Origin of the sequence: Xanthomonas sp. D-99, from assembly GCF_017746145.1 — a bacterium.
Taxonomy (GTDB): domain Bacteria; phylum Pseudomonadota; class Gammaproteobacteria; order Xanthomonadales; family Xanthomonadaceae; genus Xanthomonas; species Xanthomonas cissicola.
Genome location: NZ_JAGHWU010000023.1, coordinates 1 through 14,133, shown reverse-complemented (window position 1 = coordinate 14,133; position 14,133 = coordinate 1). Strand labels below are relative to the sequence as shown.

Sequence of the window (14,133 nt, the reverse complement as noted above, 5' to 3'; positions counted from 1 at the left end):
GTCCCGTCCGCTCCGCCAGTTATACGAAGCCCTCGGCCTTGTGCCGGGGGCTTTTTTTTGACTGTCGGTAATGGACGTGGGTCCATTCTGGCATGGCGGTGCGGCGTACTACCGCGCATCCTGCAGCGGCGCGTTCTGCTGCGTTTGAAGGCGCTTCGGTATCTGGCTCCGGCTGGAGCTGTTCACCCTGGGGCCGATTGATGCGCCACGACGCCGTCGTCACGGGCATTGGGCTGGGTGCCTGGCGCCAAGCGCGTTACACTGCGCGGCTCGCCCACAGGCCGTGATTTGCCAATGCTGCAGAAACTTCGCGACAAGACGTCAGGCTGGATCGCTACCGCCATCCTGGGGTTGCTGATGATTCCGTTCCTGTTCGTCATCGACAACAGCTACCTCGGCGGCATTGGCGCCAACAACGTGGCCAAGGTGCAGGCGCCGCCGACCTGGTGGAAATCGGCACCGTCGTGGTGGCCGGTCTCCTTGCTGTGGCAACACCATGAAATCAGCACGCAGGATTTCCGCGCGCGTTTCGAGCAGGCGCGTATGCAGGAGCGTCAGCGTCAGGGCGAGAAATTTGATCCGCGCACCTTCGAATCCCGCGAAAACAAGCTGCAGGTGCTCGACCAACTGGTCGACGAACAGGTTGTGCGACTGGGTGCGGAAGACGCCGGAATCGTCATCGGCGATGCGACCGTGCGCGATTACATTGCCAACATTCCCGCATTCCAGGTCGATGGCAAGTTCAGTCCCGATCAGTACCGCGCCGCACTCGCGCAGGGCACGCCGCCGCGCACGCCAGCGCAGTTCGATGCGTTGGTGCGCGACAGCCTGCAGCAGTCGGTGATCCCGCAGGCGGTGGCGGAATCCGGCTTTGCCACCACGTCCGAGTTCAAGCGCCTGCTCAAGCTGATGGGTGAAACGCGCGATGTGGAGCTGGCGATGCTGCCGCCGCCGGCCGCAGATGCTGCGCCGGTGAGCGATGCGCAGATCAAGCAGTGGTACGACGGGCACACGCAGGATTTCCGCCAGCCGGAAACCGTGACGATCGAATACGTGGAGCTCAACGCCGCCACGATGCTGCCAGCCACTGCGGCCGACGAGGCCACGCTGCGCAAGCGCTATGAAGACGAGAAGGCGCGCTTCGTCGAGCCGGAGCAGCGTCTTGCGTCGCACATCCTGATCAGTGCCGGTCCCGATGCAGCCGCACAGAAGGCTGCCGAGGCAAAGGCTGCCAAGCTTGCCGCCGAGGCCAAGCAGACGGGTACCGACTTTGCTGCACTGGCGAAGGCGAATTCGCAAGATCCCGGTTCCAAGGATGCCGGCGGCGACCTGGGCTGGGTCGAGAAGGGCACGATGGTCAAGCCGTTCGAGGACGCACTGTTCTCGATGAAGGCTGGCGAGGTGGTGGGCCCGATCAAGAGCGAATTCGGCTACCACGTGATCCAGCTGCGTGAGGTCAAGGGTGGCCAGGGCAAGTCGTTCGAGCAGGTACGCGACCAGCTGGCTGCCGAGCAGCTCAAGGCCGACGCAGACAAGGCCTTTGCCGATGTCAGCGGCAAGTTGGTGGACCAGGTTTACAAAAACCCCACCGCACTGGAGCCGGCGGCCAAGCAAGTCGGCCTGCCGGTGCAGACGCTGGGCCCGTTCTCGCGCAGTGATGCCAGCGGTGTTGCCGCCAACCCGGCTGTGCTGCGCGCGGCGTTCTCCGAAACGCTGGTGCAGGACGGCACGGTGAGCGACCCCATCACCATCGCGCCGAACCATAGCGTGGTGCTGCGTGTGACCAACCACACTGCCGAACAGGCGTTGCCGTTGGACAAGGTGCGCGACAAGGTGACGGCGGCAATCCGCGCGGACCGTGCCGAGAAGGCCGCCGCCGCTGCTGCCGATGCCTTGCTGGCACGCGTGCAGAAAGGCGAAACGCTACAGGCGCTGGCCGACAGCGAGAAGCTGCAGGTGCAGCCGATTCCGGGGCTGCCGCGGACGGCGCCGATCCCGACCCCGGCTGCGAACCGTGCGATCTTCAGTGCGCCGCGACCGACCGAAGGCAAGCCGTCGGTTGGCAAGGTGGAGCTGGATGGCGGACGCTTTGCTGTCTTTGTCATCAGCAAGGCGACGCCGGGCGATCTGAAGCAGATGCCGGCCGAGCAGCAGACGATGCTGCGCGAGCAGTTGAGCCAGATCGACGGAAACAACGCTGCGCAGGCTTACGTCAAGGAAATGCGCAAGTGCTACAAGATCCAGATCGAAGAAGCCCAGCTGTAAGGCTGGATCATCGATTGGTGAGAGAAAAGCCCGGGCAACCGGGCTTTTTCTTTGGGCGTTCGTGGTGGAAGACGCAGTCCGGCTGGCGGGCATTCGCACTCAGGCTGCCGTGCGGCGCGTATCGATTTGCCGGCGTGACGGGAGCTGCGATTCCTGGGCGCAAGTCGCGGGGTTGTCGGCTAGTCGCCTGACGATCTGGCGGTCGTCGCCGCTGACGCTCGACTGTGCGACGGCGCGCGGGTAGCGTTCCTGAAAGACTGCGAGGTGTCGCGCTGAACTCCGGTGGTCGGGTCAGTTGAATGGCTGGGCGTGATTGACTCAGCAAGGAGCGTCGCTCATCATGGCGCGCATCGTGTAGAGGTGTGCAAGCTTCGATTTTTGCCGGAGCTCGGCTCGCATGTGGAGCGCCAAGCAGGCTCCCCGGCGCGACGCGCAGCAGGTGCTAACTGCACGTTTGCAACCTGGTAACTCTCGACCCCCATCTCTCGTGACCGAAGCGGCCTGACCAAGACGGCTGGTTGGTGAGCGAAGTTCAGGATCGACGCGATCATGCTGGCGGCCGCCTGCCTGCGCGTACGACGGCGTCCAAGGTGCGCCGCACCTCGCGGCGCATCGCTCAGGGCGAGTCGTCGAACGACAGCACCATGCCAGGCTTCAGAATGGCGCTTTTGTCCAGGCCGTTGGTGGCGAGCAGCGTCGTGACGGTGATGCCATAGCGGCGTGCGATCGCCCAGGCCGATTCGCCATTGCGCACGGTGTGGGTGCGTGCTGGCGAGGTCGACGCTTTGCTGGCCGCAGTGGCAACGGCGGTCGGCGCGGCAGTGCTGCTGGCGGCGCCAGTTCCCACCTCGGCAGATGCGACCATGGCGCTATTTGCACCGGGCTGCGGCGGCGCAAGCGGCGCGAGCACGTGCACACCGCGCGGCGCGGCGCGTGCGCCAGCGAGGGCGGGATTCAGGCGCGCGAGCAATTGCGGCTCGATCGCCCGCTGTCCAGCCCAGGTGTTGAGGCTGGTGCCTGCCGGTAACGCATGTTCGGTAAGGACGGGCACCTGGCGATCCAGCGAGGTCAGCAGGTTGCCCTGCTGCTGCGCGTGATCGAGCACGCAGGCAAGCGCGTGCAGCTTTTCCACGTAGTCGTAGGTGACCTTGGACATGCCAGGCAATTCCGATGGGCGCGCGTTTTGCGCGTTCATCCCAGCGCTGCGCATTGCCTGCAGCACGCGGTACTCGCCGGCGTTGTAGGCCATCAGGGCCAGGCGCCAGTCTCCGCCGAACATGCCGTAAAGGGTTTTGAGGTAGCGTACCGCCGCAGTGGTGGAGTCCACTGCCGACAGGCGTCCGTCGTACTGTGCGCCGACCGGCACATGGTGGTTGCGTGCGGTGGTTGCGATGAACTGCCACAAGCCTGCGGGGCCGCTGCCGTTGCGGGCCCCGGGGCGGTAGCCACTTTCGACGAACGGAATCAGCGCAAATTCGGTCGGCATGTCGGCCTTGCGCAGTTCATCGACGACGTAGCCGAATAGCGGCAGGACATCCTGCGCATCGTCTGCCAGACGTGCCGGTGCGCGCGAAAAATGCTGTTCCCAGCGGGCATCGCTATGGGCGCTGTCGCAGCCCGGGTCGGCGCGTCCGTCGAGGAAGGCCGAAAAAATCTCGCGCCCGTTGCGGAGGCTTAGCACGCTGGCCTGCGCGGCCTGGCCACCTGCGGAGGCGGAGCTTGCGTCGTTGGGCGATGCGGCTGCCGGTGCAATGGCCGAACAGGCGGCCAGCACTGCCAAAACCAGGCGCCTCATGCGCGAAATTCGTCTTTCCAGCGCCGAAGTTCGGCGAAAACATCCACTTCAGAGGAAAGTGCGCCGGCTGCGCGTGGTGCCACTGCAGCGCGGATCTCGGGGCGGCTGGTACGTAAGAACGGATTGGTGGCCAGTTCACTCTTGAGCGAAATCGGCAGGGTAGGACGGGCTGCATGACGCATGGCCTGGGCTTCCTGTTGACGGCGCTGCAAGGCAGCGTTGGTGGGATCGACATGCAGCGCGAAGGCCGCGTTGGCCAACGTGTATTCGTGGCCGCAACACACAAGCGTTTCGCCAGGCAGGGAGGCCAGGCGCTGCAACGAGTCGAACATCTGGGGAGCGGTACCTTCGAACATCCGCCCACAGCCTAGGCTGAACAGGGTATCACCGCTGAACAGGTGGCCGGCAGCGACGAAGGCGATATGGCTGCGGGTGTGGCCGGGCACCTCGAGCACCTGGAACTCGACATCGAGCAGGCGCAAGCGCTCGCCATGGCCCACTTGATGCGCGTTAGCCGGGATGCGTTCGTCGGCCGGGCCGAACAGCTCCAGGTCCGGCCAGCGCTGCTGGAGCTCGGCAACGCCGCCGATATGGTCGCCGTGGTGGTGGGTCAGCAGGACGGCGCTCGGCACCAGGCCCTGGCGCTGCGCGGCAGCCAGGACAGGCTCGGCCTGACCGGGGTCGACAATGATGGCGCGGCCATCTGCAGCGATCAGCGCCCAGATGTAGTTGTCGTCGAATGCGGGCAGGGCGATCAGTCGCATAGAATTGGGACCATGCCTGCCCCGCCATTCTCCCGTCAAGCTGGCGTCTCATCCTGGTTTGAAACCGGCGCAGGGCGCAGCCTGCTTCAGCTGGAGCGTCGTCTGGCGTTGGAGGCGCTGCAGACACGGCCGTCGCAGCCGTGGTTGTGGCTGACGCCGACCGCCGACATGCCTGCGCGCGAGTTGCTTCAAGGGCGCGGTTTGCGGCTGCATCGCAGTGCCGGCCGCTTTGCTGGCGACGCGCGCTGCGCGCTGCCGTTTCCGCTGCCGACCGAGAGCCTGCAGGCGATCGTGGCGCAGCATGCGGTGGTTGGCGGGGCAGCGGACTTTCTGGCCGAATGCGAGCGTTTGCTGATGCCCGGCGGCCGCCTGTGGCTGTTTACGCTCAATCCAATGAGCCCCTACCGCTTCCGCTGGGCGCGGCGCGGGCCGGTCGCGTTGCGCCCGGATCGCTGGCGCCTACTGGCGCAGCGTGCCGGGCTGCACAGCGTGCAGGCGGAGCGCTATCTGGGGCCGATCTGGCGCCCCGGCGGCGAGTCCACCGACCCCGGCCGGGCGCCCTGGCGTGCGGTGTATCTGCTGGAGGTTGAAAAGCGCGCTGCCGCGGCGATCGGGCCGACGCCGATCGCCCTGCCTGCTCGCTGGCCACAACCGGTGGCCACGATCTGACCTGTTTACGTTCAACTCTGGAACCTGATGAAATCCATTGAAGTGCATACCGATGGCTCTTGCCTCGGCAACCCCGGCCCGGGCGGTTGGGCGGCCTTGTTGCGTTACAACGGCCGCGAAAAGGAGCTGGCTGGCGGTGAGGCGGTGTCGACGAACAACCGCATGGAATTGATGGCGGCGATCATGGCCCTGGAAACGCTGACCGAGCCGTGCCAGATCGTGTTGCATACCGATTCGCAGTACGTGCGCCAGGGCATCACCGAATGGATGCCGGGGTGGGTGCGACGCAACTGGAAAACCGCCGGGGGCGATCCGGTCAAAAATCGCGAGTTGTGGGAGCGGCTGCACGCGGCCACGCAGCGCCACCGCATCGATTGGCGCTGGGTGAAAGGCCACAATGGCGACCCGGACAACGAGCGCGTCGACGTGCTCGCCCGCAATCAGGCCATCGCCCAGCGCGGTGGTCTTGCGACATCGTAAGAGGACACATGCGTCAGATCATTCTCGATACCGAAACCACCGGCCTGGAATGGCGCAAGGGCAACCGCGTCGTCGAAATCGGCGCGGTGGAGCTGCTGGAGCGGCGCCCGAGCGGCAACAATTTCCATCGCTACCTGAAGCCCGACCGCGACTTCGAGCCGGGCGCGCAGGAGGTGACCGGGCTGACCCTGGAATTTCTGGCCGATAAACCGCTATTCGGCGAGGTGGTGGACGAGTTTCTCGCCTATATCGACGGCGCGGAACTGATCATCCACAACGCCGCGTTCGACCTGGGTTTTCTGGACAACGAACTGGCGCTGCTGGGCGATCACTACGGGCGCATTGTCGAGCGCGCCACGGTGGTGGATACCTTGATGATGGCGCGCGAGCGCTATCCGGGGCAGCGCAATTCCTTGGATGCCCTGTGCAAGCGTCTGGGCGTGGACAACTCGCATCGCCAGTTGCACGGCGCCTTGCTCGATGCGCAGATCCTGGCCGATGTGTATATCGCGCTGACCTCGGGTCAGGAGGAAATCGGGTTTGCCAGCGCCGACGCCGGCCAGCAGACCGATGCCGCGAGCGGCATGATTGCGTTCGACCCGGCGCTGCTGTTGCCGCGTCCGCGCGTTGCGGTGACCGCTTCCGAATCGCAGGCGCACGAGGCGCGTCTGGCGCAGTTGCGCAAGAAAGCGGGGCGTGCGTTGTGGGATCCGCCGGTCGAAGAGATTGCCGTCGCCGGGTAAGGCGTCGGACCCGAGGCGCATCGCCGCCGTTGGTCGGCAATGGCGGTGCATGTGCGCACCTGGGTCGTCTGTTGCGGCGATGGCTGCATGCGCACATGGCAGGTGTACGCACAACACATCGGCATGTAGTGACGTGCGATGTTCGCCGGTGTGGCTCTGCTTGCCGTCAGAGTGGCTGGCAAGGCGTGACGAACGATGGCGACGTTTCGTCGCACAAACCAAGCGGCCCCATCGGGATTGAACGATGGCCGGCGGCCGCTGCGCTTTGTTGCGCAACTGTCCGCTTGCGCGCAGCGCTCAGTGACTGCGCACCAGGATCGCGGTGATGTTGTCCGAACCGCCGCCATCCAGTGCGGCGGCGACCAGGCATTCCACGCATTCCTGCGCGCTGCAATCGGCCTGCGACAATGTGGCTGCGATGGCGGCATCGTCCACCTCTTCGGTCAGGCCGTCGCTGCACAGCAGTAGCTGCATGCCGGATTTGAGTTCGCCTTGCATGATGGCGACATTCAGGTGGGCCGGGTCGGTCACGCCGAGTGCCTGGGTCACCACGTTGCGATGCGGGTGCGCGCGCGCCTGCTCGCTGGTCAGCGTGCCTTGGGCGATGAGCTCCTGCACATAGCTGTGGTCCTGGCTCAGCTGCGCCAGCCGGCCATCGCGCCACAGGTAGGCGCGGCTGTCGCCAACCCAGGCCACTTCGAAACGCTGGCCGAGTACGCGCGCGGCGACCACGGTGGTGCCCATCGGCAGGGTGTCGTTGCAGCGGCGCGAGGTCTTGATGATCTCTTCGTCGGCGATGCGTACCGCCTGGGCGAGCGGGGTCCCGGCACGGACTTCTCGCACGATGGTTTCGCGCGCCAATGCGCTGGCCACTTCTCCGCAGGCATGCCCCCCCATGCCGTCGGCGACCAGCCACAATCCCAGCTCGCTGTCGCCGTAATAGGTGTCCTCGTTGAGGTCACGGCGCAGGCCGACGTGGGTGAGGTGTCCGAATTCGAGCATGGGGCCGGGTCGCCAAGGAGAAGATGCGCCACCATCATCGCGGCCCGGCCGGTTAGCGGCAACACGCCGCGCGCGGGTGTCGCAGCACCGGTTCACGCCTGGACGCGCGCTGCCCCTGTCGACGCCGGCCCGGGCCGCTTGTGGCTGGGGCCATGTGCCCGTATGATGCACGGCCCCAGGACACTGGGGACCATCTGGAGAGGTGGCAGAGCGGTTGAATGTACCTGACTCGAAATCAGGCAGGCGTTTATAGCGCCTCGGGGGTTCGAATCCCCCCCTCTCCGCCAGATTGAGGCGAGCAGTTGTGCCAGTGCCGCGTGAGTTTCGCCGGCGGCATTGGGGGGTGAGAGCCCCGGGTTCGACAGGCAGCGCAGCTGCCTGCACGGCGAAGCCGCCCGCAGGGCGAAGGCACGTCGTGCCGCGTGAATCCCCCTCTGCCGCCAGATTCGCATCAGCCCCCGCAAGGGGGCTTTTGTTTATGTGTGGCAGTCGCCGGCCGCGGCGATGACTACAATCCGCCCGATCCCCGTTGGAGGCCTGTCATGTCCGAGATCCTGGTGCCCGTGTCGTTTGGTGAGCTGCTCGACAAGATCGCGATCCTGCAGATCAAGTCCGAGCGCATGCGCGATGCGGCCAAATTGGCCAATGTGCGCAACGAGCTGTCTGCGCTGGAAACCAGCTGGATGGCGCATCCGGCCGCCGGGCATGACATCGTGCGCCTGCGCGCCGAGCTCAAGGCCGTCAATGAGCGGCTGTGGGTGATCGAGGACGACATCCGGCTCAAGGAGCAGGCGCAGAGCTTCGACGCTGCCTTCGTGCAGCTGGCGCGCAGCGTGTATATCGAGAACGACGAGCGCGCGCGCATCAAGAAAGAGATCAACCTGGCGCTGGGTTCTTCGTATGTGGAAGAAAAGTCCTATCAGGACTATCGCGCTACCGGCGCCTGAGCGCGCCGGTTGACCGATCGCGCTGGCCGCCTGGTCGGCCCATCGCCCAGTCATGGTGACTGGCACTAAGCGATTGGGCGGTGCCTGCGGTTGTGACGTCGGCGTTGATTGGCGGCATCTGCACGGTGTCTGGCAGTCAGCATTTTTGAATGCAATGCGCCTTCAATCGCGGTGCCAAATCCCTAACGCCGATGGTCGGCGCGATAGTGCTCGAAGGCGGCGATCGCGTCATCCACGGTGATCAGCGACATCACCTCGTCGAATTCGATCTTCGTTCCCCAGCTCAGCTGGTCGGCCGGTTTCTGCAGGAATTTGCGCGCAGCGGCGTCGTAACGGTCCACGCAATAGCGCACGTCCGAATACGGGCCGCTCCGTCGCGGGTTGCTGGCGGCATGCAGGCCGAGCACCTTCGTGCCCATGGCGTTGGCGATATGCATCGGCCCGGAATCCGGCGTGACCACCAGGTTCGCGCGCGCAAGCAGTGCGGGCAGCTGTTTGAGGGTGTCCTTGCCAACCAGATCCAGCACCGGCGTGCGTGCGGCTGCGACGATGGCATCGGCAGTGCTGCGTTCCAGGTCGCTGCGGCCGCCGCACAGCACGATCCGCCAGCCCTGCGCGGCGGCATGATCGGCCAGCGCGGCATGGCGATCGGGATACCAGTTGCGACGCGCGTGGCTGGAGCACGGCGAAATCATCAGCACCGGGCGGCCATCGTCGTCCCATTGCGCACGTGCCCATGCATGCGCTTCATCGGGTACCGGCAGGTCCCAGCGGACCTGGGTCTGGCGCAGGCCCAGCGGCTCGGCAAAGCTGCCGATGGCGTCGAGCACATGGATGCCGGGGCGGTCGGCGATGCGTTCGTTGACGAACAGGCCGTGCAGGTCCTTGGAGCGGCTGCGGTCGTAGCCGATGCGTCGCCGCGCCGGTACGAAGGCTGACAGCACATTGGCGCGCAAGGCCACCTGCATCTGCAGCAAGGCATCGAAACGTCCCAGCGGGGCCAGCGACCGACGGAGCGCGCGCATGCCGGCCACCCCGCTGCGTTTGTCGTAGGTATGGAACTGCACGCCGGGCAGGCCGTCGAGCAATTTGAGCCCGGCCCTGTCGATGATCCAATGCAGTTGGGTTTCAGGAAGCCCTGCCTGCAGCGTGCGTACCAGTGGCACCACGTGCGTGACATCGCCCAGGGCGGACAAGCGCAGCAAACACAGCGATGCGGGCGTTACAGCCATGGTGTTGTTAGACTCGATAGATGGTTTCTTTCGATGCCACCGAAGCGCTGGCGCCGTACCGCGAAGGTCGCGGTTATGGCGCCATTCTGTTCGACCGCGAACGGCTGCGGCAAGCCGATGCCAGCCTGTTTTCGCCGCAATCGTGGGGCGACAGGGCGCGTCCGGTGGGCGCAGGTGGGCGTGGCGGCGCGTGGTTCGTGGATGCGCCGTTCGGCCATAGCGTGTTGCGGCAGTATCTGCGTGGCGGCATGGCCGCACGCGTGAGCCGCGATCGCTATCTGTGGAAAGGCGCGGGGCGCACGCGCAGTTTTGCCGAGTTCCGGCTGATGCGCGAACTGATCAAACGCAAGTTGCCGGTACCGCGCCCGTTGGCCGCCTGCTATCTGCGCGAAGGCCTGGGTTATCGCGCTGCGCTGTTGATGGAGCGGCTGGAAAACGTGCGCTCGTTGGCCGACCACGCCCAGGTGGCCGGACGCGGCGCGCCGTGGGAGGCGACCGGCCAGCTGATCGCGCGCTTCCATCGCGCCGGCCTGGATCATGCCGATCTCAATGCGCACAACATCCTGTTCGATGCCGGCGGGCATGGCTGGCTCATCGACTTCGACCGCGGCGTGCTGCGCATTCCGGCCACGCGCTGGCGCGAGCGCAACCTCAAGCGGCTGCATCGCTCGCTGTTGAAGCTGCGCGGCAACCCCAGCCGCGAGGACGTGGACAAGGACTATGCGCGCCTGCATCGCGCCTACGAACTGGCCTGGGGCCGGGGCTACTGATGGACTGGGCCTTGCGGGTGCAGGGAGTCGGCAATGCGTCGGCGGTGGCGCTTGGCTCGCCGATGGCCACGCTCGAGCGCGCCGGTGCGCCCTGGCTGACCATCGATTGCGGCAGCGAGGGGCTGACCGCCTATCAGGCGCACTACGGCCGGCTGCCGCAGGCGATCTTCATCACCCACGTGCATCTGGACCATGTCGGTGGGCTGGAACGGGTGTTCGTCGACAGTTATTTCTCCGAGCGCCGCGGGCGCACGCGCCTGTACGTGCCGGCGCCGGTCGTGCCGCTGCTGCAGCGACGCATCGCCGATTACCCGAACGTGCTGGCCGAGGGCGGAGCGAACTTCTGGGATGCGTTTCAGCTGGTGCCGGTCGGCGATGCGTTCTGGCACGACGGCGTGCGGCTGGAAGTGTTCCCGGTACGCCATCACTGGCCCGAGACGGCTTACGGGTTGCGGTTGAAGGGCGCGCTGGTCTGGACCGGCGATACCCGGCCGATTCCGGAAATGCTGAAGCGTTATGCGGACGACAGCGAGCTCATCGCACATGACTGCGGCGTTCACGGCAACCCGTCGCATACTGGCGTGGACGATTTGGAGCGGGAATACCCGCAGGACCTGTTGAGCCGCATGCTGCTGTACCACTACGCCAGCGACGCCGACGGCGATGTGCTGCGTGCACGTGGCCACCGCGTTGCCGTGCCCGGTCAATACCTCGCGTTGGCGAACCCGACCGCCGCGACGGTGCCCTGATGGGCGCCTTGCTGCAGCCGGATCTCGTGATGGCGCCGATGCAGGACCGCTACGGCCGCCCGTTGCGCGATCTGCGCCTGTCGGTGATCGAAGCCTGCAATTTCCGCTGCGGGTACTGCATGCCGGCCGATCGCGTGCCGGACGATTACGGCTTCGATTCACAGCAGCGGTTGAGTTTCGATCAGCTGGAAACCCTGGTGCGTGCCTTCGTCTCGGTCGGTGTGACCAAGGTACGCCTGACCGGCGGAGAGCCGCTGCTGCGCCGCGACCTGCCGAGCCTGATCGCACGGCTGACCGCGATCGAGGGCATCGAAGATCTGGCCCTGACCACCAACGGCACCTTGCTCGCCCGCCAGGCCGTCGCGCTGCGGCAGGCCGGGTTGCGCCGCATCACCGTCAGCATGGATGCGCTGGAACCGGCGTTGTTCAGGCGCATGAGCGGCGATCGCGGTGAGATTGCGCAGGTGCTGGCCGGCATCGCCGCCGCCGAGCACGCCGGTTTTCAGCGGCTGAAGATCAATTGTGTGGTGCAGCGTGGCGTCAACGAAGATCAGGTGCTGCCGCTGGTGGAGCACTTCCGCGGCACCGGGCACGTGCTGCGCTTCATCGAATTCATGGACGTAGGCAGCTGCAATGGCTGGACCCCGGATGCGGTGGTGACCTCAGCGCAATTGCACGAACGCATCCACGCGCGCTGGCCGCTGGTGGCGCTGGACGCCAATTACACCGGGGAAGTGGCCCAGCGCCACGCGTTCGCGGATGGCGCCGGCGAAGTGGGCTTCGTCAGTTCGGTCAGCGTGCCGTTCTGCGGCGATTGCCAGCGTGCGCGCGTTTCGGCAGACGGGCGTCTGTATACCTGCCTGTTCGCCAGCCAGGGCCATGACCTCAAGCCGGCCCTGGCCAATGGCGCGCCTGCGCTGGCGACGCATCTGCGCCAGCGCTGGAGCGTGCGTGGCGACCGCTACAGCGAAGTGCGCGCCTCGGTGCCACGGCGCGGCAAGCCGGTCGAGATGTTCTTGATCGGCGGATGAGCGAGGACGCGCTGCTGGTGCAGTTGCGCACGCTGGAGCTGCGTCTGCTCGATCCGCAGCAGCGTGCCGATGTGCAGGTGTTGGAAGCGCTGCTCGATCCGGCATTTGTCGAGTTCGGTACGTCGGGCCATCGGTACACGAGGAGCGAGGTAATCGCGGCCTTGCGCGTCCCCGGTGTCGCTGCCGAGTACTGCGCAGATGACTTCGAATGCGCGCGGTTGGCACCGGATCTGGCGCAGGTACGCTATCGGTCGATGGATCGCCGGCAGGGTGTTGAGCGGCAGGCCTTGCGCAGCTCGTTGTGGCGCAGGAATGCTGCTGGATGGCAGCTGCTGTTCCATCAAGGCACCTTGTTCACCGAGAATGCCGCATCCTGATGGCCTGTCGTTCGCGTCGTTTCCCATGCCTGCAAAATCCCGTTCCGCACGCCTCACCCATCTGGACGATGCCGGGCTTCCCGCCATGGTGGATGTCTCGGACAAGGCGGTTACCGCCCGTAGCGCCACCGCGGAAAGCCGCGTGCGCTTTCCGGCTGCCGTGGCCGCACAATTGCGCGCCAACGGCTTGCGTAGCGCCAAGGGCGGCATCGTAGAGACGGCGGTGATCGCCGGCACCATGGCGGTCAAGCGCACGCACGAATTGATTCCGTTCTGCCATCCGCTACCGATCGATGCCTGCCGTTTCGAGATCGACTGGGCAGGCGAGCAGCTGCTGGACATCCGTTGCACGGTGCGCTGCGTGCATCGCACCGGTGTGGAGATGGAAGCGCTGACCGGTGCCAGCGTGGCCGCGTTGACGGTGTATGACATGTGCAAGGCGTTGTCGCACAGCATGAGCATCGGCCCGACCAAATTGGTGTCCAAGCGCGGCGGCAAGCGCGACATCGGAGCGGAACAATGACGGTCATGGTGACGGTGCTGTACTTCGCCAGCCTGCGCGAGGCTGCAGGCATTGCCGACGAGCGTGTGCAGACCGGCGCGCAGGATCTGCGCGGCCTGTATGCAGAACTCGATGCACGGCATGGCCTGCGCTGGACGCCTGCGCAGCTGCGTGTGGCTGTCGATGGCGCATTCGCGCGCTGGGAGGATGCGCTGCGCGACGGCAGCGAAGTGGTGTTCATTCCGCCGGTGTCGGGAGGTTGACTGTGAACGAGCAGGTCGCCGCGATCTTTGCGCTTTCCGAGGTGCCGTTGCCGATCGATCAGCTGCGTGCCGGGGGGGAACACCCGCAAGCCGGCGCGTTTGCCAGTTTCGAAGGCTGGGTGCGCAATCACAACGAAGGCCGCGGCGTGGCCGGCTTGCGCTACGAAGCCTATGCCGCGCTCGCGCAGGCCGAGGGGCAGCGTGTTGTCGACGAAGCAATGCAGCGATTCGCCATCGTGCACGCGCATTGCGTGCACCGCGTGGGTGAGTTGCGTATCGGCGAGATGGCGGTGTGGGTCGGCGTCAGTGCGGCGCATCGTGGCGCCGCATTCGACGCATGTCGCTACATCATCGATGAGGTCAAGGCGCGGGTGCCGATCTGGAAGCACGAGCATTACCTGGAAGGCGACGCGGGTTGGTTGCATCCCGAATCGCAACCTTAGGGAAGGTCTGAACAACGAGACCTGACAGGGCGGAAGGTGGCGTCGTTCCGAAGAGTGGCTTTTGGAACTTCGGAATTTCGCCATTTCTGGCGCTTTCCGCG

The 14,133-nt window shown here is 65.8% G+C and carries 16 protein-coding genes and 1 tRNA gene; 13 read left to right on the top strand and 4 right to left on the bottom strand.

Annotation, left to right across the window (positions count from 1 at the left end):
* Positions 1–294 precede the first annotated feature (294 nt).
* Positions 295–2,265, top strand: a complete 1,971-nt coding sequence (locus J7360_RS10870; RefSeq protein ID WP_209033845.1) for a peptidyl-prolyl cis-trans isomerase — start codon at positions 295–297, stop codon at positions 2,263–2,265.
* Between the two features lie 616 nt (positions 2,266–2,881).
* On the opposite strand, the gene J7360_RS10865 is transcribed toward J7360_RS10870, so the two are convergent.
* Together J7360_RS10865 and gloB are read right to left on the bottom strand one after the other, a co-directional pair.
* Positions 2,882–4,060, bottom strand: coding sequence for a lytic transglycosylase domain-containing protein (locus tag J7360_RS10865; protein ID WP_209033842.1), 1,179 nt, complete (start codon positions 4,058–4,060; stop codon positions 2,882–2,884).
* Positions 4,057–4,824 carry a hydroxyacylglutathione hydrolase gene (gene gloB, locus J7360_RS10860; protein ID WP_022558446.1) on the bottom strand — a complete coding sequence of 256 codons (768 nt, stop codon included), beginning with the start codon at positions 4,822–4,824 and terminating at the stop codon, positions 4,057–4,059. Before gloB ends, J7360_RS10865 begins: the two co-directional genes overlap by 4 nt.
* Before the next feature lie 12 nt (positions 4,825–4,836).
* Here gloB and J7360_RS10855 point away from each other — a divergent pair, with 12 nt between their 5' ends.
* From J7360_RS10855 to dnaQ, 3 genes are read left to right on the top strand one after another with little or no spacing between them, the layout of a single operon-like run.
* Positions 4,837–5,493, top strand: coding sequence for a hypothetical protein (locus J7360_RS10855; protein WP_007968977.1), 657 nt, complete (start codon positions 4,837–4,839; stop codon positions 5,491–5,493).
* 27 nt (positions 5,494–5,520) lie between these two features.
* Positions 5,521–5,973: a ribonuclease HI gene (rnhA, locus tag J7360_RS10850; RefSeq protein ID WP_005913875.1), complete on the top strand. Its 453-nt coding sequence runs from the start codon at positions 5,521–5,523 to the stop codon at positions 5,971–5,973.
* A gap of 8 nt (positions 5,974–5,981) precedes the next feature.
* Positions 5,982–6,716: a DNA polymerase III subunit epsilon gene (gene dnaQ / locus J7360_RS10845; protein ID WP_057660335.1), complete on the top strand. Its 735-nt coding sequence runs from the start codon at positions 5,982–5,984 to the stop codon at positions 6,714–6,716.
* Positions 6,717–7,013: 297 nt separating this feature from the next.
* Here the strand turns inward: dnaQ and J7360_RS10840 are convergent, their stop codons facing one another.
* Positions 7,014–7,718, bottom strand: a complete 705-nt coding sequence (locus tag J7360_RS10840; protein WP_007968980.1) for a PP2C family serine/threonine-protein phosphatase — start codon at positions 7,716–7,718, stop codon at positions 7,014–7,016.
* A 196-nt stretch (positions 7,719–7,914) separates the two neighbouring features.
* Between J7360_RS10840 and J7360_RS10835 the strand changes: the two genes are divergently transcribed.
* Positions 7,915–8,005, top strand: a tRNA-Ser gene (locus J7360_RS10835).
* Positions 8,006–8,260: 255 nt separating this feature from the next.
* Positions 8,261–8,665 (top strand): DUF6165 family protein, encoded by a 405-nt coding sequence (locus J7360_RS10830; protein WP_007968982.1) that lies wholly within the window; start codon positions 8,261–8,263, stop codon positions 8,663–8,665.
* A 182-nt stretch (positions 8,666–8,847) separates the two neighbouring features.
* Here the strand turns inward: J7360_RS10830 and J7360_RS10825 are convergent, their stop codons facing one another.
* A complete protein-coding gene (locus J7360_RS10825; protein WP_057660331.1) occupies positions 8,848–9,897 on the bottom strand; it encodes a glycosyltransferase family 9 protein in 1,050 nt (349 codons plus the stop codon).
* Positions 9,898–9,917: 20 nt separating this feature from the next.
* Here J7360_RS10825 and J7360_RS10820 point away from each other — a divergent pair, with 20 nt between their 5' ends.
* The 7 genes from J7360_RS10820 to J7360_RS10790 are packed head-to-tail and all read left to right on the top strand — an operon-like array spanning position 9,918 to position 14,032.
* Positions 9,918–10,667, top strand: coding sequence for a 3-deoxy-D-manno-octulosonic acid kinase (locus J7360_RS10820; protein WP_057660329.1), 750 nt, complete (start codon positions 9,918–9,920; stop codon positions 10,665–10,667).
* Positions 10,667–11,416 carry an MBL fold metallo-hydrolase gene (locus tag J7360_RS10815; RefSeq protein WP_007973306.1) on the top strand — a complete coding sequence of 250 codons (750 nt, stop codon included), beginning with the start codon at positions 10,667–10,669 and terminating at the stop codon, positions 11,414–11,416. The genes J7360_RS10820 and J7360_RS10815 overlap by 1 nt, the downstream gene beginning before the upstream one ends.
* Complete coding sequence (gene moaA, locus J7360_RS10810) at positions 11,416–12,447, top strand: GTP 3',8-cyclase MoaA (protein ID WP_057660328.1); 1,032 nt, start codon at positions 11,416–11,418, stop codon at positions 12,445–12,447. The genes J7360_RS10815 and moaA overlap by 1 nt, the downstream gene beginning before the upstream one ends.
* A complete protein-coding gene (locus J7360_RS10805; RefSeq protein ID WP_007968987.1) occupies positions 12,444–12,824 on the top strand; it encodes a nuclear transport factor 2 family protein in 381 nt (126 codons plus the stop codon). Before moaA ends, J7360_RS10805 begins: the two co-directional genes overlap by 4 nt.
* Before the next feature lie 25 nt (positions 12,825–12,849).
* Positions 12,850–13,347 (top strand): cyclic pyranopterin monophosphate synthase MoaC, encoded by a 498-nt coding sequence (gene moaC / locus J7360_RS10800; RefSeq protein WP_057660350.1) that lies wholly within the window; start codon positions 12,850–12,852, stop codon positions 13,345–13,347.
* Positions 13,344–13,589 carry a MoaD/ThiS family protein gene (locus J7360_RS10795; protein ID WP_016849059.1) on the top strand — a complete coding sequence of 82 codons (246 nt, stop codon included), beginning with the start codon at positions 13,344–13,346 and terminating at the stop codon, positions 13,587–13,589. The genes moaC and J7360_RS10795 overlap by 4 nt, the downstream gene beginning before the upstream one ends.
* Positions 13,586–14,032 carry a molybdenum cofactor biosynthesis protein MoaE gene (locus J7360_RS10790; protein ID WP_057660326.1) on the top strand — a complete coding sequence of 149 codons (447 nt, stop codon included), beginning with the start codon at positions 13,586–13,588 and terminating at the stop codon, positions 14,030–14,032. Before J7360_RS10795 ends, J7360_RS10790 begins: the two co-directional genes overlap by 4 nt.
* Positions 14,033–14,133: the final 101 nt, after the last annotated feature.

What these genes read in the sequence shown, in the direction of transcription:
- J7360_RS10830 (WP_007968982.1), top strand. Translation starts at nt 8,261, where the DNA reads ATGTCCGAGATCCTGGTGCCCGTGTCGTTTGGTGAGCTGCTCGACAAG.
- moaA (WP_057660328.1), top strand. Translation starts at nt 11,416, where the DNA reads ATGGGCGCCTTGCTGCAGCCGGATCTCGTGATGGCGCCGATGCAGGAC.
- J7360_RS10805 (WP_007968987.1), top strand. Translation starts at nt 12,444, where the DNA reads ATGAGCGAGGACGCGCTGCTGGTGCAGTTGCGCACGCTGGAGCTGCGT.
- J7360_RS10870 (WP_209033845.1), top strand. Translation starts at nt 295, where the DNA reads ATGCTGCAGAAACTTCGCGACAAGACGTCAGGCTGGATCGCTACCGCC.
- J7360_RS10840 (WP_007968980.1), bottom strand. Translation starts at nt 7,718, where the DNA reads ATGCTCGAATTCGGACACCTCACCCACGTCGGCCTGCGCCGTGACCTC.
- J7360_RS10820 (WP_057660329.1), top strand. Translation starts at nt 9,918, where the DNA reads ATGGTTTCTTTCGATGCCACCGAAGCGCTGGCGCCGTACCGCGAAGGT.
- J7360_RS10825 (WP_057660331.1), bottom strand. Translation starts at nt 9,897, where the DNA reads ATGGCTGTAACGCCCGCATCGCTGTGTTTGCTGCGCTTGTCCGCCCTG.
- gloB (WP_022558446.1), bottom strand. Translation starts at nt 4,824, where the DNA reads ATGCGACTGATCGCCCTGCCCGCATTCGACGACAACTACATCTGGGCG.
- J7360_RS10855 (WP_007968977.1), top strand. Translation starts at nt 4,837, where the DNA reads ATGCCTGCCCCGCCATTCTCCCGTCAAGCTGGCGTCTCATCCTGGTTT.
- J7360_RS10795 (WP_016849059.1), top strand. Translation starts at nt 13,344, where the DNA reads ATGACGGTCATGGTGACGGTGCTGTACTTCGCCAGCCTGCGCGAGGCT.
- rnhA (WP_005913875.1), top strand. Translation starts at nt 5,521, where the DNA reads ATGAAATCCATTGAAGTGCATACCGATGGCTCTTGCCTCGGCAACCCC.
- dnaQ (WP_057660335.1), top strand. Translation starts at nt 5,982, where the DNA reads ATGCGTCAGATCATTCTCGATACCGAAACCACCGGCCTGGAATGGCGC.
- moaC (WP_057660350.1), top strand. Translation starts at nt 12,850, where the DNA reads ATGCCTGCAAAATCCCGTTCCGCACGCCTCACCCATCTGGACGATGCC.
- J7360_RS10865 (WP_209033842.1), bottom strand. Translation starts at nt 4,060, where the DNA reads ATGAGGCGCCTGGTTTTGGCAGTGCTGGCCGCCTGTTCGGCCATTGCA.
- J7360_RS10815 (WP_007973306.1), top strand. Translation starts at nt 10,667, where the DNA reads ATGGACTGGGCCTTGCGGGTGCAGGGAGTCGGCAATGCGTCGGCGGTG.